Annotated in this window: 27 protein-coding genes; 13 read left to right on the top strand and 14 right to left on the bottom strand. The window is 58.6% G+C overall.

Going from position 1 to position 24,682, the window contains the following annotated elements:
* Positions 1 to 56 precede the first annotated feature (56 nt).
* A complete protein-coding gene (locus AFK65_RS16990; RefSeq protein WP_023897943.1) occupies positions 57 to 1,388 on the top strand; it encodes a hemolysin family protein in 1,332 nt (443 codons plus the stop codon).
* A gap of 63 nt (positions 1,389 to 1,451) precedes the next feature.
* Here the strand turns inward: AFK65_RS16990 and AFK65_RS16995 are convergent, their stop codons facing one another.
* Entirely contained in the window at positions 1,452 to 1,658 is a 207-nt protein-coding gene (locus AFK65_RS16995; RefSeq protein WP_004387562.1) for a DUF1107 domain-containing protein, read from the bottom strand.
* 328 nt (positions 1,659 to 1,986) lie between these two features.
* Here AFK65_RS16995 and AFK65_RS17000 point away from each other — a divergent pair, with 328 nt between their 5' ends.
* Positions 1,987 to 2,544 (top strand): YtfJ family protein, encoded by a 558-nt coding sequence (locus tag AFK65_RS17000; RefSeq protein WP_007702000.1) that lies wholly within the window; start codon positions 1,987 to 1,989, stop codon positions 2,542 to 2,544.
* Here the strand turns inward: AFK65_RS17000 and cysQ are convergent.
* A complete protein-coding gene (cysQ, locus tag AFK65_RS17005; protein WP_007702003.1) occupies positions 2,534 to 3,277 on the bottom strand; it encodes a 3'(2'),5'-bisphosphate nucleotidase CysQ in 744 nt (247 codons plus the stop codon). The two genes, AFK65_RS17000 and cysQ, sit on opposite strands and share 11 nt — an antisense overlap.
* A 219-nt stretch (positions 3,278 to 3,496) precedes the next feature.
* Between cysQ and AFK65_RS17010 the strand changes: the two genes are divergently transcribed.
* The gene (locus tag AFK65_RS17010) at positions 3,497 to 5,440 is read left to right on the top strand and encodes a bifunctional 2',3'-cyclic-nucleotide 2'-phosphodiesterase/3'-nucleotidase (protein ID WP_038856220.1); all 1,944 of its coding nucleotides are present in this window, start codon (positions 3,497 to 3,499) and stop codon (positions 5,438 to 5,440) included.
* Between the two features lie 81 nt (positions 5,441 to 5,521).
* Here AFK65_RS17010 and AFK65_RS17015 read toward each other — a convergent pair whose 3' ends face one another.
* Positions 5,522 to 5,902 carry a winged helix-turn-helix transcriptional regulator gene (locus AFK65_RS17015; RefSeq protein WP_007702008.1) on the bottom strand — a complete coding sequence of 127 codons (381 nt, stop codon included), beginning with the start codon at positions 5,900 to 5,902 and terminating at the stop codon, positions 5,522 to 5,524.
* 88 nt (positions 5,903 to 5,990) lie between these two features.
* Here AFK65_RS17015 and AFK65_RS17020 point away from each other — a divergent pair, with 88 nt between their 5' ends.
* From AFK65_RS17020 to AFK65_RS17040, 5 genes are all read left to right on the top strand, one after another.
* Positions 5,991 to 6,845, top strand: coding sequence for an SDR family oxidoreductase (locus AFK65_RS17020; protein ID WP_007702011.1), 855 nt, complete (start codon positions 5,991 to 5,993; stop codon positions 6,843 to 6,845).
* 97 nt (positions 6,846 to 6,942) lie between these two features.
* Positions 6,943 to 7,314: a lysozyme inhibitor LprI family protein gene (locus AFK65_RS17025; protein WP_007702014.1), complete on the top strand. Its 372-nt coding sequence runs from the start codon at positions 6,943 to 6,945 to the stop codon at positions 7,312 to 7,314.
* Between the two features lie 86 nt (positions 7,315 to 7,400).
* Positions 7,401 to 8,222: an AraC family transcriptional regulator gene (locus tag AFK65_RS17030; RefSeq protein WP_038856218.1), complete on the top strand. Its 822-nt coding sequence runs from the start codon at positions 7,401 to 7,403 to the stop codon at positions 8,220 to 8,222.
* A 48-nt stretch (positions 8,223 to 8,270) separates the two neighbouring features.
* Positions 8,271 to 8,852: a DUF1349 domain-containing protein gene (locus AFK65_RS17035; protein ID WP_007702018.1), complete on the top strand. Its 582-nt coding sequence runs from the start codon at positions 8,271 to 8,273 to the stop codon at positions 8,850 to 8,852.
* Between the two features lie 79 nt (positions 8,853 to 8,931).
* Complete coding sequence (locus AFK65_RS17040; protein WP_038856217.1) at positions 8,932 to 9,900, top strand: DMT family transporter; 969 nt, start codon at positions 8,932 to 8,934, stop codon at positions 9,898 to 9,900.
* A 31-nt stretch (positions 9,901 to 9,931) separates the two neighbouring features.
* Here AFK65_RS17040 and AFK65_RS17045 read toward each other — a convergent pair whose 3' ends face one another.
* Positions 9,932 to 11,605, bottom strand: a complete 1,674-nt coding sequence (locus tag AFK65_RS17045; protein ID WP_038856215.1) for a methyl-accepting chemotaxis protein — start codon at positions 11,603 to 11,605, stop codon at positions 9,932 to 9,934.
* Between the two features lie 242 nt (positions 11,606 to 11,847).
* On the opposite strand from AFK65_RS17045, the gene ytfE reads away from it, so the two are divergent.
* Positions 11,848 to 12,513 carry an iron-sulfur cluster repair protein YtfE gene (ytfE, locus tag AFK65_RS17050; protein ID WP_007702028.1) on the top strand — a complete coding sequence of 222 codons (666 nt, stop codon included), beginning with the start codon at positions 11,848 to 11,850 and terminating at the stop codon, positions 12,511 to 12,513.
* A 68-nt stretch (positions 12,514 to 12,581) separates the two neighbouring features.
* Here the strand turns inward: ytfE and cycA are convergent, their stop codons facing one another.
* Positions 12,582 to 13,994, bottom strand: a complete 1,413-nt coding sequence (gene cycA, locus AFK65_RS17055; protein WP_007702031.1) for a D-serine/D-alanine/glycine transporter — start codon at positions 13,992 to 13,994, stop codon at positions 12,582 to 12,584.
* Between the two features lie 289 nt (positions 13,995 to 14,283).
* Entirely contained in the window at positions 14,284 to 14,904 is a 621-nt protein-coding gene (fklB, locus tag AFK65_RS17060) for an FKBP-type peptidyl-prolyl cis-trans isomerase (RefSeq protein ID WP_007702034.1), read from the bottom strand.
* A 201-nt stretch (positions 14,905 to 15,105) separates the two neighbouring features.
* Between fklB and AFK65_RS17070 the strand changes: the two genes are divergently transcribed.
* On the top strand, positions 15,106 to 15,684 hold the full coding sequence (locus AFK65_RS17070) for an OapA family protein (protein ID WP_007702036.1): 579 nt from the start codon (positions 15,106 to 15,108) through the stop codon (positions 15,682 to 15,684).
* 72 nt (positions 15,685 to 15,756) lie between these two features.
* Here AFK65_RS17070 and rplI read toward each other — a convergent pair whose 3' ends face one another.
* The 5 genes from rplI to yjfP all read right to left on the bottom strand — a co-directional run bounded on the left by rplI (position 15,757) and on the right by yjfP (position 18,102).
* Entirely contained in the window at positions 15,757 to 16,206 is a 450-nt protein-coding gene (gene rplI, locus AFK65_RS17075; protein WP_007702039.1) for a 50S ribosomal protein L9, read from the bottom strand.
* A 41-nt stretch (positions 16,207 to 16,247) separates the two neighbouring features.
* The gene (rpsR, locus tag AFK65_RS17080; RefSeq protein WP_000135199.1) at positions 16,248 to 16,475 is read right to left on the bottom strand and encodes a 30S ribosomal protein S18; all 228 of its coding nucleotides are present in this window, start codon (positions 16,473 to 16,475) and stop codon (positions 16,248 to 16,250) included.
* 4 nt (positions 16,476 to 16,479) lie between these two features.
* Positions 16,480 to 16,794, bottom strand: a complete 315-nt coding sequence (priB, locus tag AFK65_RS17085) for a primosomal replication protein N (RefSeq protein ID WP_004385309.1) — start codon at positions 16,792 to 16,794, stop codon at positions 16,480 to 16,482.
* 5 nt (positions 16,795 to 16,799) lie between these two features.
* Complete coding sequence (gene rpsF, locus AFK65_RS17090) at positions 16,800 to 17,195, bottom strand: 30S ribosomal protein S6 (RefSeq protein WP_001216673.1); 396 nt, start codon at positions 17,193 to 17,195, stop codon at positions 16,800 to 16,802.
* Positions 17,196 to 17,373: 178 nt separating this feature from the next.
* Complete coding sequence (gene yjfP / locus AFK65_RS17095; RefSeq protein WP_007702059.1) at positions 17,374 to 18,102, bottom strand: esterase; 729 nt, start codon at positions 18,100 to 18,102, stop codon at positions 17,374 to 17,376.
* Between the two features lie 202 nt (positions 18,103 to 18,304).
* Between yjfP and bsmA the strand changes: the two genes are divergently transcribed.
* From bsmA to AFK65_RS17110, 3 genes are all read left to right on the top strand, one after another.
* Positions 18,305 to 18,613: a biofilm peroxide resistance protein BsmA gene (gene bsmA, locus AFK65_RS17100; RefSeq protein ID WP_007702067.1), complete on the top strand. Its 309-nt coding sequence runs from the start codon at positions 18,305 to 18,307 to the stop codon at positions 18,611 to 18,613.
* 134 nt (positions 18,614 to 18,747) lie between these two features.
* Entirely contained in the window at positions 18,748 to 19,023 is a 276-nt protein-coding gene (locus AFK65_RS17105; protein ID WP_007702069.1) for a YdgH/BhsA/McbA family protein, read from the top strand.
* A 147-nt stretch (positions 19,024 to 19,170) separates the two neighbouring features.
* Positions 19,171 to 21,102 carry a methyl-accepting chemotaxis protein gene (locus tag AFK65_RS17110; protein ID WP_007702072.1) on the top strand — a complete coding sequence of 644 codons (1,932 nt, stop codon included), beginning with the start codon at positions 19,171 to 19,173 and terminating at the stop codon, positions 21,100 to 21,102.
* Here AFK65_RS17110 and AFK65_RS17115 read toward each other — a convergent pair whose 3' ends face one another.
* From AFK65_RS17115 to AFK65_RS17125, 3 genes are all read right to left on the bottom strand, one after another.
* A complete protein-coding gene (locus AFK65_RS17115) occupies positions 21,103 to 22,737 on the bottom strand; it encodes an isovaleryl-CoA dehydrogenase (protein ID WP_007702076.1) in 1,635 nt (544 codons plus the stop codon).
* An 89-nt stretch (positions 22,738 to 22,826) separates the two neighbouring features.
* The gene (locus AFK65_RS17120) at positions 22,827 to 24,014 is read right to left on the bottom strand and encodes a glutathionylspermidine synthase family protein (protein WP_038856211.1); all 1,188 of its coding nucleotides are present in this window, start codon (positions 24,012 to 24,014) and stop codon (positions 22,827 to 22,829) included.
* Entirely contained in the window at positions 24,015 to 24,671 is a 657-nt protein-coding gene (locus AFK65_RS17125; RefSeq protein WP_007702084.1) for a DUF1190 domain-containing protein, read from the bottom strand.
* Positions 24,672 to 24,682 lie beyond the last annotated feature (11 nt).

Genomic DNA, 24,682 nt, shown 5'->3' on the forward strand with positions numbered 1-24,682 from the left:
GTTTTCACACAATAATCAACTTCCCTTCCGAGGATCCGGCGATGGCTGGATAAGATATGTTAAACAGTATTTTACTGATACTTTGTCTCATTGGCGTCAGCTCCTTTTTCTCGCTTTCCGAGATCTCGCTTGCCGCCTCCCGTAAAATCAAACTCAAGCTGCTGGCCGATGACGGCAACATCAACGCCCAACGGGTGCTGAAGATGCAGGAAAACCCCGGCACCTTCTTTACCGTGGTGCAGATTGGCCTGAACGCCGTCGCCATTCTTGGCGGTATCGTGGGCGATGCGGCGTTTTCTCCGGCGTTCTATACGCTGCTGGTGCGGTTTATCTCCCCTGAGGCCGCCGAGCAGGTGAGCTTTATTCTCTCCTTTACGCTCGTCACCAGCCTGTTCATTCTCTTCGCCGACCTGACCCCGAAACGCATCGGTATGATTGCGCCTGAAGCCGTGGCTTTGCGTATCATCAACCCGATGCGCTTCTGTCTGTTCATCTTCCGCCCGCTGGTGTGGTTCTTTAACGGCATGGCGAATGTGATTTTCCGCATCTTCAAGCTGCCGATGGTGCGTAAAGATGACATCACCTCCGACGATATCTACGCGGTGGTGGAAGCCGGCGCGCTCGCGGGCGTGTTGCGCAAACAGGAGCACGAGCTTATCGAAAACGTGTTTGAGCTGGAGTCGCGCACCGTGCCGTCCTCCATGACCTCACGCGAAAACATCGTCTGGTTCGATCTGCACGAAGATGAGCAGAGCCTGAAGAACAAGGTGGCGGAGCATCCGCACTCCAAGTTCCTGGTATGTAATCAGGATATCGACCACATCATCGGCTATGTCGATTCCAAAGACCTGCTGAACCGCGTGCTGGCCAACCAGAGCCTGGCGCTGACCAGCGGCGTGCAGATCCGTAACACGCTGATCGTGCCGGATACGCTGACGCTCTCCGAAGCGCTGGAAAGCTTCAAAACGGCCGGTGAAGATTTCGCGGTTATCATGAACGAGTATGCGCTGGTGGTGGGGCTTATCACGCTGAACGACGTGATGACCACGCTGATGGGCGATCTGGTCGGCCAGGGGCTGGAAGAGCAGATCGTCGCGCGCGACGAGAACTCCTGGCTGATTGACGGCGGCACGCCGATTGACGACGTCATGCGCGTGCTGGATATCGACGAGTTCCCGCAGTCCGGCAACTACGAAACCATCGGCGGCTTTATGATGTTTATGCTGCGCAAGATCCCGAAACGCACCGACGCGGTGAAGTTCTCCGGGTATAAGTTTGAAGTGGTGGATATCGATAACTACCGCATCGACCAGCTGCTGGTGACGCGCATCGACAACAAGCCGGGTGTGCTGACGCCTAAACTGCCAGACGAGCAAAACGCCGCCTGAGCCTCAAAACACTAACGGCCCCATCGGGGCCGTTTGTCTTACTGCATACGCACAACGCTGTCGTTACGCCATCTCGGTCTGGAGGCGCATAACCTGACGGTTGACTTCGGACATGACGGAGTAGTGCTGTTTGTCCTTCACTTTCGGGACGAGGATTTTGCCTTTATCGAACTCGAAAGCGCCAACATCCTTGATATACAACCGTCCACGAAACAGGATCTTCACGTACTTCGCCACCTGAAGCGGGTTGTAACGTTGGAAAATTTTCATTGTTCTCTCCTGCTGAATTACGCCCTCGTGGTGCCACATTTGGACCATCATGATTAAGGCGCAAAATTTGTTGCCAGATGACTATAGACCAGAAGTTCGGGAGCACCCACTCTGCCTGACTTTATTTACGCTTTTATTACATTCTTTCAGAATATTCTTTTCAAAACTCTACGGAGCGCAGAAGAATGCCGCTTTTTTTTCACGGGTTCTGTGCGTTCGCCCGCAAACTGGCACTCTGGTTGCGTGAAAACAGAAAATTAACAATTAAGCTAAAAAGCAATGGGCCCAAGTGGTCCGATCACCTGCAAAATCGAAGAAGGAGCCCCCTATGACCCTGCGCGGAATGCTGGCGCTGAGCTGCCTGCTGCTGCCGCTAATGGCCTCGGCACATAATTTCAAAGAGAACGAACGGGTGCCGCCTGTCGGCATTAACGACAAAGGCGAACTGATGCTGGATAAAGATCAGTTTAGCTACAAAAACTGGAACAGCGCGCAGTTGCCTGGAAAAGTGCGAGTGCTGCAACATATTGCCGGACGAACCTCGGCGAAAGAGAAAAACGCGGGGCTGATTGAGGCCATCAAAGCCGCGAAATTCCCGCACGATCGTTATCAGACCACGACGGTGGTGAACAGCGACGACGCCATTCCCGGCACCGGCATGTTTGTTCGCCACAGCATTGAGAGCAATAAACAGCAGTATCCGTGGTCGCAGTTTATCGTCGACAGTAACGGCGTGGCCCAGAAAGCCTGGCAGCTTGAGCCGGGAAGCTCGGCGATTGTGGTGCTGGATAAAGACGGGCGCGTGCGGTACGCGAAAGATGGCGGCCTGACGCAGGAAGAAGTGCAGCAGGTCATGAACCTGCTGCAACAGTTACTCAGTAAATAGTGACCCGGAAGCTGGGGTTCAGGAACGACTCACGCGGCGTGTAATCCAGCGTTTTGCCCTGCCAGTCGTGAACCTGCGCCCCGGCGGCGACCGCCACGGCGTGACCTGCCGCCGTATCCCAGATATTCGTCGGCCCGAATCGCGGATAAAGCTGCGCCTCGCCTTCCGCCACCAGGCAGAATTTCAGCGAGGAACCCACCGACGTGGTCTGGTGTTCCCCAAGCTGTTGCAGATAATCCTGCAATTCGGCGTTATCGCCGTGCGAGCGGCTTATCACCACGCGCGGCGGACGCGCGTCACGCACCTGGATCTGCTTGCGCACGCCGCACTCTTCTTTCCACGCCTTGCCTTCCGCCGCGCTGTACATCACATTCAGCACCGGCGCGTAGACCACGCCGAGCACCGGTTTGCCGTCTTCAATCAGCGCGATATTGACGGTGAATTCGCCGTTGCGCTTGAGAAACTCTTTGGTGCCGTCGAGCGGGTCCACCAGCCAGTAGCGCTGCCAGTGCTGGCGCACGTCCCAGCCTGGCGGATCTTCTTCGGAGAGCACCGGCACCTGCGGCGTCAGCGCTTTCAGCCCGGCGACAATCACCGCGTGCGCTGCGATATCCGCCGCCGTCACCGGCGAATCGTCAACCTTTTGGGTGGCTTCCAGCGGCTTGTGACCCTCGTAGACTTCCATGATGGCGCTGCCGGCTTCGCGCGCCAGTTGGCAAATCTGTTCTAACATTGTCATCCACCTCTTTCTCGTTTCGCAGTCCGTCGCGGCTGCGGATTTAACACCTTGTTTTATCGATATGATTTTTATATCGCATTGCGTCTTGTTCCGCTATCTGTGAAGCGATTCCGGTTTCCCTGCCCTTTTTTCTGGCAGGATTCACATTTTTGTAAGCAACAAACGATAGATACATAAACTTTTGTGGCTTCGATCTGAAAAAGGACCTGCCTGATGATTAAGTTTAGTGCAACGATGATAGCCACGCTGGTCGCCGCCAGCGTGAACGCCGCCACGGTGGACCTGCGCATTCTGGAAACCACCGACCTGCACAGTAACATGATGGACTTTGACTATTACAAAGACGCGCCCACCGAAAAATTCGGTCTGGTGCGGACCGCAAGCTTAATCAAAGCCGCGCGTCAGGAGGCCGCCAACAGCGTGCTGGTGGATAACGGCGATCTTATCCAGGGCAGCCCGCTGGGCGATTATATGGCCGCGAAAGGCCTGAAAAACGGCGACGTGCATCCGGTCTACAAAGCGCTGAACACGCTGGACTACGCCGTCGGCAACCTCGGCAACCACGAATTCAATTACGGCCTCGATTACCTGCATAAGGCGCTTTCAGGCGCGAAATTCCCCTACGTCAACGCGAACATCATCGACGCCAAAACCCAAAAGCCGCTCTTTACGCCGTACCTGATTAAAGAAACCGAAGTAAAAGATAAAGACGGCAAGCCCCATACGCTCAAAATTGGCTACATCGGGTTTGTGCCGCCGCAGATCATGACCTGGGATAAAGCGAATCTCAGCGGCAAAGTCACCGTTAGCGATATTACCGAAACCGCCCGCAAATATGTGCCGCAAATGCGCGCGGAAGGCGCCGATCTGGTGGTCGTGGTCGCGCACTCCGGGCTCTCCGCCGAGCCATACAAAGCGATGGCGGAAAACTCAGTCTATTACTTAAGCCAGGTGCCGGGCGTGGACGCCATTCTCTTCGGCCATGCGCACGCAGTCTTCCCGGGTAAAGATTTCGCCGCCATCAAAGGCGCGGATCTCGCCAAAGGTACGCTGAACGGCGTGCCGGCGGTGATGCCGGGCATGTGGGGCGATCATCTGGGGATCGTCGATCTGGTGCTGAATAACGACAGCGGCAAATGGCAAGTGACGCACAGCAAAGCCGAAGCCCGCCCGATCTACGACGTCCAGGCGAAAAAATCGCTCGCCGCCGAAGATCCGGCGCTGGTGAAGGTGCTGAAAGCGGATCATGACGCCACGCGCGAATTTGTCAGCCAGCCGGTCGGTAAATCCGCCGATCCGATGTACAGCTACCTGGCGCTGGTGCAGGACGATCCGACCGTGCAGGTGGTGAACAACGCCCAGAAAGCTTATGTCGAACACTTTATTCAGGGCGATCCGGATCTGGCGCAGTTGCCGGTGCTCTCCGCCGCCGCGCCGTTTAAAGTGGGCGGGCGTAAAAACGATCCGGCAAGCTTCGTGGAGGTGGAAAAAGGCCAGCTGACGCTGCGTAACGCCGCCGATCTTTACCTTTACCCCAACACGCTGGTAGTGGTGAAGGCAACGGGCGCGGAAGTAAAAGCGTGGCTGGAGTGCTCCGCCGGACAGTTTAACCAGATTGACGTCAACAGCACGAAGCCGCAGTCGCTGCTGAACTGGGACGGTTTTCGCACCTATAATTTCGACGTTATAGACGGCGTAAATTACCAGATAGACGTGACGCAGCCCGCCCGCTATGACGGTGAATGTCAGATGATCAACCCGAAAGCGGAGCGCATCAAAAACCTGACGTTTAACGGCAAGCCTATCGATCCGAACGCGACGTTCCTGGTCGCCACCAATAACTATCGCGCTTATGGCGGCAAGTTCGCCGGCACCGGCGACAGCCATATCGCGTTCGCCTCGCCGGACGAGAACCGCGCGGTGCTGGCGGCGTGGATTGGCGCCGAAACCAAACGCGCGGGGGAAATTCACCCGGCGGCGGATAACAACTGGCGTCTCGCGCCGATTGCGGGCAACCACAAACTCGATATCCGCTTTGAAACCTCGCCTTCCGACAAAGCGGCGGCGTTTATCAAAGAGAAAGCGCAATATCCGATGACCAGCGCTGGCAAAGACGATATCGGTTTTGCGGTGTATCAGCTGGATCTGTCGAAATAACGGCGCCCAGGCAAACTATTCACCTCCCAGGCCGGGTAAGGCGCAGCCGCACCCGGCACTTAGCCGCATCAAAGGCCGCCCCTACGCCGCACGCTCTCCACGGTTCGCCAGCACCTGCGGCAGATTGACTTCAATCCAGTCGGCAAGCGCGGTCACCTTCTCGCTCACCTCCACGCCAAGCGGCGTCAGGCTGTATTCCACATGCGGCGGCACCACCGGATACGAGACGCGATCGACAAAACCGTCCTGCTCCAGCGCCTGTAACGACTGCGCCAGCATCTTCTCGCTCACGCCGCCCATTTTCCGGCGCAAATCGCTGAAGCGGTGCGTGCCGTCGCGCAGCGCCACCAGGATCAGCACGCCCCAGCGGCTGGTCACATGCTTCAGTACATCGCGTGACGGACACTCTTCGGCAAACAGATTGCCGTCGCGTAACTGCTCACTCAGGGTAGAACGGGTCATTTCATACTTACCTTTTTGTACGTACTTACTAAAAGTTAGTTTGAGTGATAGTGTGCCACAACACCCAACCGATACAAAGGAAAAGACCATGATTGCGATTACCGGAGCCACCGGCCAGCTTGGCCAGCGCGTGATTGATACTCTGCTGAACACCGTCGCGGCGCAGGAGATTGTCGCCATTGTTCGTAACCCGGCGAAAGCCGCGGCGCTCAGCGCCAAAGGCGTCCAGGTCCGCGCGGCCGATTACAACGACGTGGCGGCGCTTACCGCGGCACTCGCGGGCGTGGAAAAACTGCTGCTCATCTCTTCAAGCGAAGTAGGCCAGCGCGCGCCGCAGCACCGCAACGTTATCGACGCCGCGAAAACCGCAGGCGTGAAACTCATCGCCTACACCAGCCTGCTGCATGCCGACCGCTCGCCGCTGGGGCTTGCCGACGAACACGTCGCTACCGAACAGATGCTCGCGGATGCCGGTATTCCTTACGTCCTGCTGCGTAACGGCTGGTACACCGAAAACTATCTGGCGAGCGTGCCGCCCGCGCTTGAGCACGGCGTGTTTATCGGCAGCGCCGGCGACGGGAAAATCGCCTCCGCCAGCCGTCAGGATTACGCCGAAGCCGCCGCGAAAGTGCTGACGCTCGATAACCAGGCCGGGCGCGTTTATGAGCTGGCGGGCGACCACGCCTGGACGCTTCGCGATCTGACCGCGCTGTTAAGTAAAGAGACCGGCAAAACGGTCGCGTATCAGAATTTGAGCGAGGCGGATTTCGCCGCGGCGCTCACGGGCGCGGGCCTGCCGGAAGGCTTTGCGAAACTGCTGGCGGATTCCGATATCGGCGCGTCCAAAGGCGGCCTGTTTGATGACAGCCGCCAGCTCAGCGCGCTCATCGGCCGCCCGACCACCTCGCTTGAAGCGAGCCTGCGTGAGAGTCTGAAACCATAATATTAAATCTGGCAGGCTGCTTTCCCTGTGCCTGCCGGATACAATGCGAGCGCCTGCCACAGGCGCTCAAAACAATAAACCGAAAACAGGGATCCTCATGAAAGCACACCTTCTCGCACTCCCGCTGCTGCTGTGCAGCGCCGCCGCGTGGTCCATGAGCTGTGACAATCCGCGCAGCCCGTATGACACCACTTACTGCGCCGCGCTGGAAATGGTTCAGGGCGACCGCGACCTCAACCAGCAATATAAAAACACCATGTCAGTGCTCTCGCCGGCGCAAAAACAGGTCGTGAAAAACGCGCAGATATCCTGGCTGAAAGTGCGCGATCACGAGTGCGCGGAAGGCTCCACGCTGCTGCTCGGCTGCGCGAATGAGAAAATGGCCGCCCGCATTGCGCTGCTGAAAAGCATCGAGCGCGAGTGCCGTAACTCCGGCTGTAACGACGCCGACCTCTCCCGCATCGAATAACCGTCAGGTTAATTAATTGTTAATTACGGTGGCGAAGGCCACCGTTGTTCTTATAATGGCGGCTCACCCCTTTGTGGAGAGCTCCCGTGCACGGCGTACCCGATCAGTTCACCGACGAACGCGACAGCGCCCGTTTCCGGCAACTGCCTGCCCTGCCGGGCGTGGAGCTTTATCACGCCCATATCGCGCATTACGCTTTTGAGCCGCACACCCACGAAGCCTTTGGCATCGGCGCGATTGAACTCGGCGCCGAGCGCTTTCGCTACCGCGGCGCGCAGCATGTGGCGGCGGTCAATTCGCTGGTCACCATGAACCCCGATGAGTTGCACACCGGCGAAGCGGCGACCCGGCAGGGCTGGCGCTACCGGATGATCTATCTGGAGCCCGAGACGCTGGCGCAGCTCACCGGCGAGCGTCACTGGTGGTTTGCCGAAGTGGAGCGGCACGATCCGCTACGCGCCCGCCAGACCGGCCAGCTTATCGCCGCGCTCTGGTCGGCGCCGGATACGCTCACACAGCAGGGGCTGTTGCTCGATCTTATCGACACGTTCCGCCCGTACGCGCGCCACGCGCCGCAGGCCGCCGAAGGCGCGCACCGCTTCGACCGGGTGCGCGATTTTCTCTACGAAAATTACATGCTGCCGCTGACGCTCGATGACATTGCCGCCGAAGCAGCGTTAAGCCCTTATCATTTCCAGCGCCAGTTTAAAGCCCGCTATGACGTAACGCCGCACCAGATGCTGATGGCGGTGCGGCTGTGGCGCGCCAAACAGTTTCTCGCCGCCGGTCTGCCCGCCGCCGAAGTCGCCGCCGCCGTGGGCCTCGCCGATCAGCCGCACCTCACCCGCGCGTTCACCCGCCGCTACGGCATTACGCCCGTACGCTACCAGAAACAGGTGGCTCGCTAGATCTTCAGCCCGGCTATAATTCAGACACATTTGCAAGGGAGAAGAGTGATGGAAAATCTGGCGGACTGGCGCTGGCTGAATGAACCCGCACGCTGGCGGCATGAAAGTGACGCGCTGCATGTCACCACCGATGCGCAAACCGATTTCTGGCAAACCACCTGGTATGGCTTTCAGCGCCATTCCGGGCATGTGTTCGGTACGGAGGTTGCCGGTGAGTTTACCTTCCAGGTGCGCGTCGAGGGCGATTTCACCACGCTGTATGACCAGGCGGGGCTGTTCCTGATGGCGGACGAGCAACACTGGCTGAAAGCGGGCATTGAATATAACGACGCGCAGCCGATGATAGGCAGCGTGCTGACGCTTGAGCGCTCCGACTGGGCGACCGGTATTTTCCCCGCCGCGCAAAAGCACTTCTGGCTGCGCCTGACGCGCCAGAACCAGAGCCTGCGCCTGCAATACTCCACCGACGGCGACACCTGGCCGCTGCTGCGCCTGTGCCCGTTCCCGGATGCCGAACGCTATTTCCTCGGCGCGATGTGCTGTTCGCCGTCGCGCGCCGGGCTTGAGATCGTCTTTTCCGATTTTCGCCTCGGGCCGCCCAACGGCAAAGATCTGCACGATCTGAGCTGATGCGCAGCAAGCTGGTACAAGACGCCCGCTTTCGCCCGCCGCTACACTCATGCGCTAAACAGCGACGTGGGTGGTGATGATGTTAACGGGTGTGTTGTATGCCCTGCTGGCGGGGTTAATGTGGGGGCTGATTTTCGTCGGCCCCTTACTGGTGCCGGAATACCCGGCGGTATTGCAGTCGATGGGGCGCTATCTGGCGCTGGGCCTGCTGGCGCTGCCGCTGGCGTGGGCCGGGCGCGGGCGGTTAAAACAGCTTACCGCGCGCGACTGGCTGACCGCGCTGGCGTTGACCATGATGGGCAATCTTATCTATTACGTGTGCCTTGCGAGCGCCATTCAGCGCACCGGCGCGCCCGTTTCCACGATGATCATCGGCACGCTGCCGGTGGTCATTCCGGTCTTCGCCAATCTGCTCTATAGCCGTCGCGACGGCAGGCTGCCCTGGCGGCGGCTCTGTCCGGCGCTGGCGGCGATTTTCTGCGGGCTGGTCTGCGTCAATTTCGCCGAGCTGCGCCACGGTCTGCCGGGCTTTACGCCGGGCCGTTACGCGGGTGGCATCGCGCTCGCAAGCGTGTCGGTTGTCTGCTGGGCGTGGTATGCGCTGCGTAACGCCCGCTGGCTGCGGGAAAACCCCGACAAGCACCCGATGATGTGGGCAACCGCGCAGGGGCTGGTGACGCTGCCCGTCTCGCTGGCGGGTTATATCGCCGCGTGTGCGTGGCTCTCTGCGGATAACAGCGGCTTCGCGCTGCCCTTCGGCCCACGCCCTGGCGTGTTTATCGGCCTGATGATCGCCATTGCGCTCTGCTGCTCATGGATTGGCGCGCTGTGCTGGAATATCGCAAGCCAGCGCCTGCCGACGGTGATTCTGGGGCCGCTTATTGTCTTTGAAACGCTGGCTGGCTTGCTCTATACCTTTTTGCTGCGCCAGAGTATGCCGCCGCTGTTGACCCTGGCCGGCATCGCGCTGCTGGTCGTGGGCGTGGTGATGGCGGTGCGGGTGAAAATTGTGCCGGTCGCGGAGCGCGTGACGCAGGAGTCGCCATAAAAAAAGGCCCGTCAGTGACGGGCCTTAGGGCTCAGAACGTTTCCCAGTTGTCGCTGCCGCCTGCCGGCGCGGCTTTCAGGCTCGCCGACGGCGCCGGCGCGCTGAAGGATGACGTCTGCGGCGCCACGCTCGCCGCGCGGGTCTGGGCGCGGTTGAGTTTAAACACCGCGACCGCCTCATTGAGCTTGCCCGCCTGATCTTCAAGGGCTGCTGCTGCGGCGGCGGATTCTTCCACCAGCGCGGCGTTCTGCTGCGTCACTTTATCCATCTCGGAGACCGCCAGGCCCACCTGATCGATACCGCGGCTCTGCTCGTCGGACGCCGAGGCGATTTCACCCATGATATCGGTTACGCGCGTCACCGCGCCGACCACTTCTTTCATGGTTTCGCCCGCTTCGCGCACCAGATGCGAACCCGCATCGACGCGGTTGCCGGAGTTTTCGATAAGCGCTTTGATCTCTTTCGCGGCCTGGGCGCTGCGGCTTGCCAGCGTGCGGACTTCACCCGCGACGACCGCAAAACCACGGCCCTGCTCGCCCGCGCGCGCCGCTTCCACCGCCGCGTTGAGCGCGAGGATGTTGGTCTGGAACGCGATGCCGTCGATGACGTTAGTTATCTGCGCAATCTGGTTAGAGCTGGCGGCGATTTCGTCCATGGTGCGAACGACGCCATCCACCACGTCCCCGCCTTTCAGCGCGGTTTCCGACGCGGTACGCGCCAGTTGCGTCGCCTGACGGGCGTTATCGGCGTTCTGCTTCACCGTCGCGGTCAGTTGCTCCATGCTGGCGGCGGTCTCTTCCAGCGACGCGGCCTGCTGCTCGGTGCGCGAGGAGAGATCGTTGCTGCCGGCGGAGATTTCGCTCGCGCCGGTAAAGATGGTATCGGTGCTGTCGCGCACGGTACTGACCGTACGGGCCAGCGCCTGCTGCATCTCGTGGACGTTGCGCGCCAGCAGCGCCATTTCGTTATGGCCCTGCGCATCGATAGGCTGCGTCAAATCGCCTGCGGCAATCGCGCGGATATGGCCCATCACGTCATGCAGCGGCAACAGCAGCACACGGCGCATCGCCACCCAGCTGATGATAATGACAGCGAGCACCATCACCATAATCGCGGAGAGGATCCACAGAATGCGCTGGTAGTCGCTTTCGTTGTCCTTCACACCTTTGCTGGCAAGCTTCGCCTGCTCGGCGCGCCATTCGCGATAGACTTCCTGCATGTCGTTTTGCTTCTGCTCGGCGTTCTGCTTGAACATCCCTTCCAGATTGCCTTCGGCCAGGAATTTATTCATTTGCGCCAGCGTCGAGGAGTAGACGCGGTACTGCTCTTCGAGACGGTCAACCAGACGCTCGTCCATGCCCGGCGTTTCCGGCAGTTTAAAGTACGTATCGTAGTGGCTCTTTGAATCCGCCAGCAGTTTGTTAGCGGTCTCGACCAGTTGATTAAGCTGGCCGCCGTTGATCTGGTTCGCCATGTTGCCTTGCAGACGCAGCATGCCGCGGTTAAGCGTAACGCGCGTCTGGTTGAGGCTAATCCAGGCGTCGGTAAATTCCGCGACGTTCTGGCTGGAGATTTGCGAGACGTTAAAGTTGTCTTTGTCGTTATTGAGCGCGCTAATGAACACGCCTGCCGCGATAAGCTGCATCGCGCCCAGAACGATTAATACGGTAATTAAAAGGGTTATGACTTTTATACGTTTAAACATGAAAGACCTTTTTGCAGGTGTAATCCAGGGTGTATCTATCGGCAGGTCATTCGGGTTATTTAATCACCGAAGCGGCGAAGAGCGCGGTTTCCAGTTATTTCCTGATAGCGATCAGCCGGTTAGGCATAAAAATATTTTTGTGACGCACCTCACATTTTAATCCCCCACCTCTAAAGGGTTATAGCCCCGACTTAAAGATGTATTTAATATACATCTTAATAAATCCTGAGTGAGGTACTGCTATGGCCTTCCGTGACCAACCCCTTGGCGAACTGGCGTTAACCATCCCGCGCGCCTCCGCGCTGTTCCGTAAATACAACCTGGATTTCTGCTGCGGCGGCAAACAGACGCTGCTGCGCGCCGCGACGCGCCAGGCGCTCGATCTGGAAATAATTGAAAGCGAACTGGCGGCATTGGCTGAAACACCGCTGGAGAAGGACTGGCAAGCCGCGCCGCTTGTTGAAATCATCGATCACATCATCGTGCGCTACCACGACCGCCATCGCGAACAGCTGCCGGAGCTGATTTTGCAGGCCACCAAAGTAGAGCGCGTCCACGCCGATAAACCGGGCGTGCCGAAAGGGCTCACGAAGTATCTGAGCCTGCTGCATGAAGAGCTGACGAGCCATATGATGAAAGAAGAGCGCGTACTGTTCCCGATGATTAAACAGGGCATGGGCAGCCAGGCGGCGGGGCCGGTTAGCGTAATGGAGAGCGAGCATGACGAGGCGGGAGAACTGCTGGAAGTGATCAAGCACACCACGAATAACGTGACGCCGCCGCCGGAGGCCTGCACGACCTGGCGCGCGCTATATAACGGCATTAATGAGCTGATTGACGATCTGATGAATCACATCAGCCTTGAGAACAACACCCTTTTCCCGCGTGCCCTCGCAGGCGAAAAATAAAAGGCGCCCTGTCGAGCGCCCCGGTAACCTGACCTTTTGGGCCCGATACGTGGGCCCTTTTTTATGGCTTAGCGGCGAAAGTTCGCCAGACGTTTCTTGCCGATAAACAACCAGCACACGCCCAGCACCACAAACCACAGCGGCGTCACCATCAGCGCCTGGCGGGTATCGTCTTCCAGCGTAAGCAGTGCGATAACAAACACGAAGAACGCCATGCAGACCCAGCACATCAGCTTACCGAGCGGCATTTTGTAGATCGATTTCTCATGCAGCTGCGGGCGCTGCTTACGGTACACCAGGTAAGAGCACAGGATGATGGTCCAGACGAACATAAACAGGATCGCCGACACGGTGGTGATCATCGTAAACGCGGTGATAACGTTCGGGTTGATATAGAGCATCACCACACCGCCCAGCAGGCAGATGCAGGAGAAGGTCAGCCCTTTCGCCGGTACGGCGCGTTTAGAGAGTTTGGCGAACGCTTTCGGCGCCACGCCGTCCTGCGCCAGACCGTAGAGCATACGGCTGGTGGAGAAGACGCCGCTGTTAGCCGAAGAGGCCGCAGAAGTCAGCACCACGAAGTTAATCAGGCTCGCCGCCGCCGGCAGCCCCACCAGCACAAACAGCTCGACGAACGGGCTCTTGGTCGGCACGACGGAACTCCACGGCGTCACGGACATAATAATAATCAGCGCGAAGACGTAGAACATGATGATGCGAACCGGAATTGAGTTGATCGCGCGCGGCAGCGATTTTTCCGGATCTTTGGTTTCGGCGGCGGTGGTGCCCACCAGCTCAATACCCACAAACGCGAAGACCGCAATCTGGAAGCCTGCGAAGAACCCGCTCAGCCCTTTCGGGAACCAACCGCCCTCATTCCACAGGTGCGTAAAGGACGCTTCAACGCCGGTCGGCGATTTAAAGTGCATCAGCACCATCACCAATCCGACCACGATAAGCCCGACGATGGCGACGATTTTGATCATCGCGAACCAGAACTCCATTTCGCCAAACATCTTCACGGTGGCGAGGTTAAGGGAGAGCAGCAGCACGACGACTGCCAGGGACGCGACCCAGTCCGAAAGACCAGGGAACCAGAACTGCGCATAGGCGGTAATGGCCACCACGTCGGCCATGCCGGTGACGACCCAGCAGAACCAGTACGTCCAGCCGGTGAAATACCCTGCCCAGGGACCGAGTAAATCCGCGGCGAAATCGCTGAAGGATTTATATTCAAGATTAGAGAGCAGCAGTTCGCCCATCGCCCGCATGACGAAAAACAGCATAAAGCCGATGATCATATAGACGAAAATAATCGACGGGCCGGCGAGGCTGATGGTTTTTCCGGACCCCATAAACAACCCGGTGCCGATAGCGCCGCCGATAGCGATCAACTGGATATGACGATTCGTAAGATTACGCCGTAGCGACTGCTCAGCCGGAGCCTCAGCAGCCTCAGCCACTTTGATCTGTTCTGACATGTTCGTTTCCTGTACCTGTCTGTGTTGTGGAGGCTCTGCTGGCCTCTATTTACGTGTTGAAATGACGATGTCCTTGGCGAAAGCATCATCGATATTAGGTAAGAATCGGAGGGTTGAATACTAAGATTTAAATATAATGTTAATTTTATGTTTAAAATGGGTGGCAAATCACTTTCACTTCGCGAAATGCATCACAAAAATACCCGCAATCCGCCTATTATCAAAATAAAATCGCGCTATTTCGCTTACGGGAAAACAATTCCCCGCCGCAGCGGGGAAATAAAAAGTCTTACAGGATTTCCAGCAGCTCGACTTCAAAGACCAGGGTGCTAAACGGCGGAATGGACGCGCCCGCGCCGCGCTCGCCGTAGGCCAGGTTGTGCGGAATGGTCAGTTCCCATTTGGAGCCGACCGGCATCAGGGTCAGCGCTTCAATCCAGCCCGCGATCACGCCGCTCACCGGGAATTCCGCCGGCTCGCCGCGCGCGACCGAGCTGTCAAACACGGTGCCGTCGATAAGCTTGCCGGTGTAGTGCACGCGCACGCGATCCTTACGGGACGGGATCGGGCCATCGCCCTGCGTCAGCACGCGGAACTGCAGGCCGGACTCGGTGCTGTTCACCCCTTCGCGCTCGCGGTTTTCGTCCAGATATTTCTGGCCTTCTACCGCCATCTCCTGCTGGCGCTCGCGACGCACGGCGTCGGCGCGTTCGTGGATTTCACGCAGCGCGCGATGCACCACGTCAACAGGAACGGCTGGCTGGTTGCCTTCCAGCGCGTCACGCAGCCCCGCCACCAGCGCTTCCGGCAGCAGACCCTGTAAGCCCGACTCGCGCAGTTGCTGTCCGACCTGTAAGCCAATGCCGTAGCTTGCCTGCGCTTCGATGGTGTCAAAAGAAGGGGTTGTCATGGGGTTATCCTTTCTCAATGGGAAAATTAGCGGGCAGCATAACAGTAGCGCCACGTCGGGTAAAATAATCCTCCGGCAAGGTGGTAAGGTCAGGGATGTCAGCGCGCTCACGAATGCGCGCTTTACTACCCGCATCAACCAGTTAGAACGCTATAATGGTACACTGGCGCGGCGAAGCGTTTGAGTGAATGAGGAGAAGACATGCCTGGACGAATTAAACCGCTACTGGCGCAGGTATGGCACGCCCCGGACCGCATCCGGCTGATGGACCCGCTGCCCCCCGCGCACCGACGCGGCATTATTCTTTGCGCGGTCGTCATCGCGCTCTGCTTTTTATGGCCTTCTCCCGACGAGCCGGAAACGCCGCAGCGCCGCGACGCGCAGCTCGATTTCAACCGCGCGCCGGAGACACCCGTACAGCCGCAGACGGTAGCGCCTGTGGAAACGCCGGAGGCGAACGTTCAGCAACCCGATTCCAGCGCGCCGGTGCAGCCGTTCCAGAATAATGATATTGAGCAGCAGTGGCGCACTTATCGCGTGGAATCCGGCAAAACGCTGGCGCAGCTGTTCCGCGATCACGGACTGCCGCCGGAAGATGTGTACGCGATGGCGAAAGTGGAAGGCGACGGCAAGCCGCTCAGTAATCTTCAGCAGGGGCAGATGGTGCAGGTTCGTCAGAACGCCAGCGGTGTGGTGACGGCGCTGACCATTGATACCGGTGATAATCAGCAGGTGCTGTTTACCCGCCAGCCGGACGGCAGTTTCCTGCGCGTGCGCTGAGACTTTTCAGCGTTTCAGAAAAGCAAAACGCCGGCACAAGGCCGGCGTCTTTACGTGCAGTTGAGTAAAAAATTACTCAGCAACCACGTTTACAGTCAGTTTAGCGAATACTTCGCTGTGAACCTGGAAGTCCACTTCGTGTTCGCCAGTGGTACGCAGAACGCCGTTCGGCAGACGAACTTCGCTCTTAGCCACTTCAACGCCAGCTGCAGTAACAGCGTCAGCGATGTCGCGAGTACCGATGGAACCGAACAGTTTACCTTCGTCGCCCGCTTTGGACGCGATGGTAACAGAGCCCAGCGCATTGATTTTCTCTGCGCGAGCTTCAGCAGCGGACAGAACGTCAGCCAGTTTGGCTTCCAGTTCAGCACGACGTGCTTCGAAGAACTCAACGTTTTTCTTGGTAGCCGGCACAGCTTTGCCCTGCGGAACCAGGAAGTTACGAGCGTAGCCCGCTTTAACGTTTACCTGGTCGCCCAGGCTGCCCAGGTTTGCTACTTTATCAAGCAGAATAACTTGCATTACCTTATCCTCTCAAAGTCGTATTAATGGACCGTGACCGATTACTGATGACGATCAGTGTACGGCAGCAGGGACAGGTAGCGAGCGCGTTTGATAGCGCGAGCCAGCTGACGCTGGTATTTTGCACGGGTACCGGTGATACGGCTCGGGACAATCTTACCGCTTTCGGTGATGTAGTTTTTCAGCGTAGCGATATCTTTATAGTCGATCTCTTGAACGCCTTCCGCGGTGAAACGGCAGAACTTGCGACGACGGAAATAACGTGCCATTTGGCTAGTCTCCAGAATCTATCAATTCAATCTGCTCGGCATGCAACACCATTTTGCTCAGTCCGTTCTTTGCCTTGTGGCAACTGATGAACCCCTGAACGGTGATTTGCGTGCCGACCGTTATACTGTGAGTAACGGCCTGGTTCTCGTGCCCGCTGATTATTACAGGCATCTGACACCACGCCTGCCGGTGGAAACCGGCCTCCTCCTGCACAGAACGATGCTCAAGCACGAACTGGCAATGAGGAATTCCTGATGGGCTGACCTTACGAAGGGGTGCCCTGCACACGGTGCCGGACAACACCAGACGGTTGGCCATCAGAATTACTCTTCAGAATCCCCAGCTTCAGCATCATCAGCGGTTTCGTTAGCGAAATCATCGCGACGCTCACGGCGCTCGTCTTTCGCTTTAACCATCGGAGAGGCTTCAGTTACGGCGTGTTTGGTGCGCATAACCATGCTGCGGATAACGGCATCGTTGAAGCGGAAGGTAGTTTCCAGCTCATCGATAACTTCCTGCGGCGCTTCAACGTTCATCAGAACGTAGTGTGCTTTGTGCAGTTTGTTGATCGGGTAAGCCAGCTGACGGCGGCCCCAGTCTTCCAGACGGTGGATCTTGCCTTCTGCACCAGTGATGGCAGCAGAGTAGCGCTCGATCATGCCCGGAACCTGTTCGCTCTGGTCAGGATGGACCATAAAAACGATTTCGTAATGACGCATCGAATTGCTCCTTACGGATTATTCAGCCTCCTGTCTGGGTCAGCCGCGGCCCGGGGAGGCAAGGAACGTGATTAAAGGGCGGCTGAAAAATTGACGCGTCATTCTAATGGCGGACCATGACAAACTCAAGGGCGCTGGTAAAAAAAACCGCAATCCTGGTTTATGCGCTGCGCCTCATCTAAAGGTGACGGCGGAAAAACGCCACCGTCGGCTCCAGCGCCTCGGGCGTAATCCGGTGCTTCACGCCCGGCTGCCACTGGCAGGTCAGGTTTTTATCAAGCGCCCGTTCGCGCAGCGCGTCGGCTAAACGCTGGCTCTGCGCCGCCGGCACGACGTCGTCCTCTTCGCCATGCCATAAAAAAAGCGGGCGATCCGAAAGAGGCGACAGGCGCGTTTGCGCATCCCAGGGCGCCAGCGCGGCTCTCACCGCGTCAGCTTCAGCGGCATCCGGCGGAAAGAGCGTATGCGAAAGCGAGCTAAACCAGCCGGAGCCCATCAGGCTCGCGACGCATTTTACTTCCGGGTGCTGCGTCATGATGCCAAGCGCGGTCATCCCGCCCATCGACGCGCCGCCTACAGCGAGTCTGCCGTCCGCCACCAGTCCTTCATCGATAATCGCGTCGCGCAGCGCCGGGTATTCCGTGAGCGTCGCATGAAGGATTTGCCAGAACTGCGTCATCCGCCGTTGCGCATCGCCGCTAAAACGCGCGCCGTGGTCGGGCGCGTCCGGCATGATCACGCGAAAACCGGCCTGCGCCAGCGCGACGGCGAAATAGCTGTAGACCGTTTTGGATGAGGTGAAGCCGTGATAAAAAATTACCGTCGGCAGCGCCTTATCACCTTTCGCCGCCGGCACCGCATGCAGCGCCTCATTATCCGCAAAACGCCGGGTCGAAATTTCAATCATACTTATCTCCTGCAAAACGTCTTTCCGGCAGAGGCCCCATGATGCCGGAACCAGCGCAACGCGCGGATTTTTATCGTGTTGAGAGCCAGATTACGCTTTTGCGATTTTTCATGACCAAAACCGCGCCCTGGTCGGCAAAACCGGCACAGGGCAAGTCCTTATTCCCTTACACTTACTACAATTAATGCCTGAGGTAACGAGAATGCATATGCGACGGCTTATTCCAGTATTCATGGTAGCGACCCTGACCGCCTGTAGCGCCCTGCAGGGCACGCCGCAGCCTGCGCCGCCGGTGGCGGATCATCCGCAGGAGATCCAGCGCTACCAGACGCAGGGGCTCGTCAAAATGGGCACCGTCACGACGCTACAGTATGGGTCACCGGATGACGCGCTGCGCGATATCGCCGCACAGGCAGGCGCCGCAGGCGCAGATTACTATCAGGTCATCTCCAATGACGACACCCTGTTGCCTGGCCGCTGGCATGCGCAGGCCATTTTGTACCGAAAGTAAGCGTAAGCCGCCGTTTTATTTAGCGAAATTTACACTGCTTTGCGTGCATTGATCGTACCTGCTGCACAATAGCTTTCGGACTGCGCCGGGAACCGGAGCGCTGCATTTATCGAAAAGGTGTAAGGGAGCTGACAATGAAACGATCGCTGGCTTTAACGTCGCTGTTGTTATCGGCGGGTCTGATTACCACTTCTGCGCAGTCTGCCGAAGAGGTGAATGCCGACAGGGTCACGGGCTTAAATGAAATTGGCGTGATTTCGGTGAACGATATTTCCGGCACGCCGCAGGAGATTGAAAAAGTCATCGCCTATAAAGCGGACGAACAGGGCGCTGCGTATTATCGAATTATTCAGATGCATGAAAATCAGCGCCCTGATAACTGGCATGTGCAGGCAATTATCTATAGTTGAACGTTCTTTAGCTAAATTCTGCTTTTTATTTGGCCTTGCCATGATCTAAATCAAAATATATTGAAACAAATATTTACATTTATCCACTAAATATTAGCTCATTGCTGCCGTTGAAGGTGCGGAATACTCGCCTATAAGAGCTTATTTATGACACTTTCAATTCAACGCTGGGGACTGGGCGCGAAGCTCTCATTCCTTACGGGCGTCGCGGTAGCGGCCCTTTTTTTATTGTTCACGTTCGCATTAAGCCACAAAGCCAGCCAGCAGCTGGAAGCGCTGGCGCTTGAAGATCTGCATAACCAGACCACAAGCGTGGTGGATATGGCGCAGATGTTCGACAGCAGCCTCAATGAAGAGGTGGCAAGCTTCACGAAACTCTTCAACAGTTTTATTCCGCAACCCATCAGCCGCGATGAAAGCCAGCTGCAGAGCATCAACGGCATCAGCGTGCCCACGCTCAAGGGCGCTGACACCTCCCTGCATGAAAACAACGCGCTGCCCGATGATTTCCTGACCCGCACCGGCGCTATCGCCACGCTGTTTGTCCGAAGCGGCGATAACTTTGTGCGCGTGGCGACCTCGCTGCGTAAAGAGGACGGCAGCCGCGCTATCGGCACGCAGCTCGATACCGCAAGCCCGGCGTTCGCGCCGGTCATGAAAGGCGAAACCTACCGCGGCCTGGCGCTGCTGTTCGGCAAACGCTACATCACGCAGTACGAGCCGGTGAAAGACGCCAGCGGCCAGGTTATCGCTATTCTGTTTGTCGGGGTGGATATCACCCGCTCCTGGCAGGTGATGCGCAATAAAATCCTTAATCGCCGCCTGGGCGACAGCGGGCATTTTTACGTCATTAACCGCGCGCCGGGTAAAACCTACGGCCAGTTCCTTTTCCATTCGAGCGATGAAGGCAAACGCCCGTCATGGCCGGACGCTGTCTTAAAACCGGTGCTGACCGAGCCGCAGGGAACGCTGGAGATGGAAAAAGACGACGGTCGCACCGCCCTTCTCAGCTTTACCCAACTGCCGGGCTGGAACTGGGCGATTGTCGGCGAAGTGGATAAAGCGACGCTGCTCAGCGGTGTGACGAACATGCGCAATCAATTCCTTGCCGCGGGCGTTATCCTCTCCCTGCTGTTTGCCGCCGCCTTTGTCTGGACCGTACGCCGCTGGCTCACCACCCCGCTGCGCAACGTCATTACGCTTGCGCGTCAGTACGCCGCAGGCGATCTGCGCGAAACCATCGACACGCGTCGCCAGGATGAAGTCGGCCAGCTTATCGACGCCATTAACGGCATCGGCAACGGCTTACAGCAGATTGTGAATCAGGTGCGCGATGCCGCAGGCGATATCAGCCACGGCACCCGCGCGCTGGCGTCCGACAGCGGCGAGATTAGCGAGCAGATTAACAAGCAGGCGAGCAGCGTGGAGGAAACCTCCGCGAGTATGGAACAGCTGGCGGCCACCGTGTCGCAAAACGCCGCCAACATGGAACAGACCCAAAGCCTGGTGAAAGAGGCGTCCGACGCCGTTCAGCACGGCGGCGAAACGGTCAGCAACGCGGTCAACACCATGAACGATATTCGCAGCGCCTCGCAGCGCATCGCGGATATCACGCATGTGATCGAGTCTATCGCCTTCCAGACCAACATCCTGGCGCTGAACGCCGCCGTGGAAGCGGCGCGCGCGGGCGAGCACGGTAAAGGCTTCGCGGTCGTGGCGCAGGAAGTCCGTGCGCTGGCGGCACGCAGCGCCAACGCGGTGAAAGAGATAGAACAGCTTATCAGCGACACGCTCGCTAAAGTCAGCGAAGGCCACGCGCTCTCCGAGCAGACGCGCAACGCGATGGAAGCCATCATCAGCCGTATCGGCCAGATTAATCAGCTGGTGACGGAAATTAACCACGCCTCGCACGAGCAGTCTGCCGGTATTGGTCAAGTGAATATCGCCATGCATCAGATTGGCGAAGCCACCCATATCAACGCCGAGCGCGTGACGCGCAGCGAGCAGACCGCGCAAATACTGCGCGAGAAAGGCAATCACCTGAACGAGCTGGTGAGCCTGTTCCGCCTGAAGGCGTAATCAGCCCGCCCCGCCCGTGGCGCGCAGTAGCGCCTGCGCCAGCACCGGCTCCGCCAGCGGGCTGTCGCCACGGGTATCCAGCATCATCCGGCACCAGGCCTGCGCCAGCGGCGGCGTCAGCGAACGCAGCACCTGGGCGCCGGTCGCCAGGAAAAAGAGCTGGGTGGTCATAGCGCGTCCGGCCGCTTCATCGGGCCTGCGCAACTGCCCCGCCAGCTGTCGCCAGGCGCGGTCGAAATGCCGGTCCTGTCCTTTTACCGCGTCAAACTCATCGCTCAGCATCTCCAGAACGCCCGGCTGGCGCGTCAGCACGCGCAATACATCAAGGCACATGATGTTGCCGGAGCCTTCCCAGATACTGTTGACCGGCATTTCACGATAAAGCCGCGGCAGTTCGCTCTCTTCGCAATACCCGATGCCGCCGAGCGCTTCCATCGCCTCCGCCACAAACGGAATGCCGCGCTTGCAGACGCCATATTTCGCGGCAGGCGTAAAGAGGCGGGCAAACGCCACTTCATGCGGCGATTCGCGCTGCTCCCAGGCGCGCGCCAGACGAAACAGCAGCGCGGTCTGCCCTTCCAGCTCCAGCGCCATGCGCCCGAGCACCTGACGCATCAGCGGCTGCTCAATAAGATTTTTGCCGAACGCCTGACGCTGATGGGTATGGTAAAGCGCCACCGCCAGCGCGCGGCGCATCAGCCCGTGGCTGCCGAGCGCGCAGTCAAAGCGCGTCATGCCGCCCATCCGCAGGATCTGGCGCACGCCTTCTCCCTCTTCGCCAAGCAGCCAGCCGAGCGCGTCGAGAAACTCCGCCTCGCTGCTGGCGTTCGAGCGGTTGCCGAGTTTATCTTTCAGGCGTTCAAGGCGCACCGCGTTGCGCTGACCGTCCGGCAAAAAGCGCGGCACGAAGAAACACGAAAGACCGCCTTTCGTCTGCGCCAGCACCAGATGCGCGTCGCTTTGCGGCACTGAGAAAAACCACTTATGGCCCACCAGCCGGTACGCCTCGCCGGGGCCGCGCGCCGCGACGGGTTCCGCACGGGTGGTATTACTGAGCACATCTGAACCACCCTGTTTTTCCGTCATGCCCATGCCGATAAGCAGCCCGCGCTTCTGCGCGCCGGGCAGCAGGTGGGAATCGTAGCGATCGCTTGCCAGCGGAGTCTGCCAGTCGGCGAACAGCGGCGGCAGATGGGCCTGTAACAGCGGTGTCGCGGCAAACGTCATGGTAATCGGGCATAACGTGCCTGCTTCCACCTGCGCGTGCAGAACGAAACGCGCGGCGCGGGCGACCAGCGCTCCCTCGCGCGCCGTCGCAAGCCACGGCAGATTATGAACCCGGTTAGCGAACAGCCCCTGCATCAGCAGGTGCCACGCCGGATGAAAACGCACGTCGTCAAGACGTTCGCCGCGCGCGTCATAGCGCAACAGTTCTGGCGGATTGGCGTTCGCCAGTCGCCCTAACTCCAGCGACTCCGCCGTGCCAAGCTGCTGGCCGATGCTTGCGAGCAGCTCAGCGTCCCAGCCCGCGCCTTCGCGCAGCACCGCCTCGCGCAGCGCGGTATCGGAAAGAAACAGATTGCTGTTATTGAGCGCGACGGGCTGGTTAAACACCGTGTGGGTTTGCCAGTGCATAATCCCTCTCCTTACCTGTGACAACAGCGTTAAGTATGGAGGGAGAGGGAAAAGAAACTGCCCGTCTGCTTCACAAAAGCGAAAAGCCGTCAGCCGGCGATATAGTGAGGAATGAAGCGTGAGGTGTCTTTGGTGATAAGCGAGACATCTTCGCGAATGCCGATGCCCGCAGGCTCATCGCCGACGATCCAGCTGCCGAGCAGCGTATAGCTGTCGCCAAAGCGCGGCAGCGCCTGAAACGCCTGCCAGATAACGGGCTCGTTGCCGTAATCGCCCTCTTCGTGAGCCAGCACCTGGTCGGCGTTATCAAACAGCGTCACGTTGCCGCCTTCGCGCGAAAACAGCGGCTTGCGAACGTAGCCTGCATAGCCCGCAAGCGCCTGCGCGACATCATGCCGCTCGCGCGCGAAATCGTCGTTGAACCACGCCGGTAACAGGTTGGGATGGCCGGGAAACTGCGCCCAGAGCAGCGGCAGCAGTCCTTTATTGCTGAGAATGCTTTTCCACAGCGGCTCATACCAGCGCTCGGCGCGCTTACAGAGCAGCGGGCCGTTGTCGTCGCGCATCATCCACTCCAGCGGATAGAGCTTAAACGCCTGCCGGATGACGTTATCGTCCAAATCCGTCAGCACGCCGCCAAGTCCCAGACCGATCTCTTCGATATAGATAAAACGCGTCTCAAGGCCCGCCTGCCGCGCGCAGTCTTCCAGGTACAGCACCGTGCCGCGATCCTCGTCGGACTCCTGGCAGCAGCTGAAATAGAGCGGCTCAGGCGTCGCTATCTCCGCCAGACGCGCGATGAGCTTCTCCTGGAGGCTGTTGAATTGATCGGCATCGCGCGGGATACCCCCCTGGCGGCGCGCATCCTCCAGCCACTGCCACTGGAAGTAAGCAGATTCATACAGCGAGGTGGGCGTATCGGCGTTGTATTCCAGTAACTTTACTGGCCCCTGCCCGGTCCAGACAAAATCCATGCGCCCGTAGAGCGACGGATCCTGGTCTTGCCAGCTTTGGGCGATGGCGTCCCAGTACAGCTCAGGAATGGCGAGTTGCTCAAGCAGGCGCGCATCGCGCGCGGCACTATCCACCACGTCAAGGCACATCTCGTGCAGCTCTGCGGTAGGCGCTTCTATCTGCTCTTCAATCTGGCGCAGCGTAAAGCGGTAGGCGCGGCTTTCATCCCAGTAGATTTCATCGTCGATGATATGAAAGTGAAAGCCGTGTTCGTGCGCGATACGCGCGAGATCCGGGCGCACCGGCGTCTGATGGCGCAGCATTTAGCCTCCCCAGCTACTGCGGGAGCTGGATGAACGGCCAAAGCCGCCGCGGGAAATCGTCGTGGCGCTGCGAGTGACGAGGCTGTGGCTGCTGGCGCTGGCGCCGGAACGATTGCCGCCGCGCCAGACATAATCGCCAGACGCGTTTTGCCAGACAGGGCGCGTGTAGTAGTAGTGATAGCCGGAGCCTGAGGTGTAATACGACGACGAGGAGTCATCCAGCTCGCGCTTTTTGTCTCTGTTGCTCGCCAGCAGGAAGCCCGCCATCATCGGCACCCAGGTTTTCGCCACGCCGTCGTAATAGCAGTTATTGCCATACGCGGTGCTACAGGCGTCCCAGGTGAGCTTCGGCGGGATATCTTTTTCAAACTCGGCTTTAGCGGTATTCCAGGCGTTGGTGCAGAGATCTGCCGGGTTCCCGTCCTCACGGCACTCCTCGGGCGTCGAGTAATAGACCCCGTCGCCGTCATTGTCGTTATCGCCGGTATCCTGACAGGCTTTGAGGCCGAAAAACGCCGCGCCGCCCATGATGGCGAGGGTCAGTATTTTCGGCCCTTTGCGTTCCGGCTCCGGGCGTGGAAGAAATTTCAGATCCGAGGTGTTAGCAACCGGATGACCGCCTTTTTTCTTTCCACGTCTTTTCCTTGCTGCCGACATAGCCTTCCTTG

This window comes from Cronobacter universalis NCTC 9529, assembly GCF_001277175.1.
Lineage (GTDB): Bacteria > Pseudomonadota > Gammaproteobacteria > Enterobacterales > Enterobacteriaceae > Cronobacter > Cronobacter universalis.

What these genes read in the sequence shown, in the direction of transcription:
- bsmA (WP_007702067.1), top strand. Translation starts at nt 18,305, where the DNA reads ATGCATATGCGACGGCTTATTCCAGTATTCATGGTAGCGACCCTGACC.
- AFK65_RS17045 (WP_038856215.1), bottom strand. Translation starts at nt 11,605, where the DNA reads ATGTTTAAACGTATAAAAGTCATAACCCTTTTAATTACCGTATTAATC.
- rplI (WP_007702039.1), bottom strand. Translation starts at nt 16,206, where the DNA reads ATGCAAGTTATTCTGCTTGATAAAGTAGCAAACCTGGGCAGCCTGGGC.
- AFK65_RS17025 (WP_007702014.1), top strand. Translation starts at nt 6,943, where the DNA reads ATGAAAGCACACCTTCTCGCACTCCCGCTGCTGCTGTGCAGCGCCGCC.
- cycA (WP_007702031.1), bottom strand. Translation starts at nt 13,994, where the DNA reads ATGTCAGAACAGATCAAAGTGGCTGAGGCTGCTGAGGCTCCGGCTGAG.
- cysQ (WP_007702003.1), bottom strand. Translation starts at nt 3,277, where the DNA reads ATGTTAGAACAGATTTGCCAACTGGCGCGCGAAGCCGGCAGCGCCATC.
- AFK65_RS17070 (WP_007702036.1), top strand. Translation starts at nt 15,106, where the DNA reads ATGCCTGGACGAATTAAACCGCTACTGGCGCAGGTATGGCACGCCCCG.
- AFK65_RS17040 (WP_038856217.1), top strand. Translation starts at nt 8,932, where the DNA reads ATGTTAACGGGTGTGTTGTATGCCCTGCTGGCGGGGTTAATGTGGGGG.
- AFK65_RS16990 (WP_023897943.1), top strand. Translation starts at nt 57, where the DNA reads ATGTTAAACAGTATTTTACTGATACTTTGTCTCATTGGCGTCAGCTCC.
- yjfP (WP_007702059.1), bottom strand. Translation starts at nt 18,102, where the DNA reads ATGATTGAAATTTCGACCCGGCGTTTTGCGGATAATGAGGCGCTGCAT.
- AFK65_RS17010 (WP_038856220.1), top strand. Translation starts at nt 3,497, where the DNA reads ATGATTAAGTTTAGTGCAACGATGATAGCCACGCTGGTCGCCGCCAGC.
- rpsR (WP_000135199.1), bottom strand. Translation starts at nt 16,475, where the DNA reads ATGGCACGTTATTTCCGTCGTCGCAAGTTCTGCCGTTTCACCGCGGAA.
- AFK65_RS17110 (WP_007702072.1), top strand. Translation starts at nt 19,171, where the DNA reads ATGACACTTTCAATTCAACGCTGGGGACTGGGCGCGAAGCTCTCATTC.
- ytfE (WP_007702028.1), top strand. Translation starts at nt 11,848, where the DNA reads ATGGCCTTCCGTGACCAACCCCTTGGCGAACTGGCGTTAACCATCCCG.
- AFK65_RS17035 (WP_007702018.1), top strand. Translation starts at nt 8,271, where the DNA reads ATGGAAAATCTGGCGGACTGGCGCTGGCTGAATGAACCCGCACGCTGG.
- AFK65_RS17000 (WP_007702000.1), top strand. Translation starts at nt 1,987, where the DNA reads ATGACCCTGCGCGGAATGCTGGCGCTGAGCTGCCTGCTGCTGCCGCTA.
- AFK65_RS16995 (WP_004387562.1), bottom strand. Translation starts at nt 1,658, where the DNA reads ATGAAAATTTTCCAACGTTACAACCCGCTTCAGGTGGCGAAGTACGTG.
- AFK65_RS17125 (WP_007702084.1), bottom strand. Translation starts at nt 24,671, where the DNA reads ATGTCGGCAGCAAGGAAAAGACGTGGAAAGAAAAAAGGCGGTCATCCG.
- priB (WP_004385309.1), bottom strand. Translation starts at nt 16,794, where the DNA reads ATGGCCAACCGTCTGGTGTTGTCCGGCACCGTGTGCAGGGCACCCCTT.
- AFK65_RS17020 (WP_007702011.1), top strand. Translation starts at nt 5,991, where the DNA reads ATGATTGCGATTACCGGAGCCACCGGCCAGCTTGGCCAGCGCGTGATT.
- AFK65_RS17115 (WP_007702076.1), bottom strand. Translation starts at nt 22,737, where the DNA reads ATGCACTGGCAAACCCACACGGTGTTTAACCAGCCCGTCGCGCTCAAT.
- rpsF (WP_001216673.1), bottom strand. Translation starts at nt 17,195, where the DNA reads ATGCGTCATTACGAAATCGTTTTTATGGTCCATCCTGACCAGAGCGAA.
- AFK65_RS17105 (WP_007702069.1), top strand. Translation starts at nt 18,748, where the DNA reads ATGAAACGATCGCTGGCTTTAACGTCGCTGTTGTTATCGGCGGGTCTG.
- AFK65_RS17015 (WP_007702008.1), bottom strand. Translation starts at nt 5,902, where the DNA reads ATGACCCGTTCTACCCTGAGTGAGCAGTTACGCGACGGCAATCTGTTT.
- fklB (WP_007702034.1), bottom strand. Translation starts at nt 14,904, where the DNA reads ATGACAACCCCTTCTTTTGACACCATCGAAGCGCAGGCAAGCTACGGC.
- AFK65_RS17120 (WP_038856211.1), bottom strand. Translation starts at nt 24,014, where the DNA reads ATGCTGCGCCATCAGACGCCGGTGCGCCCGGATCTCGCGCGTATCGCG.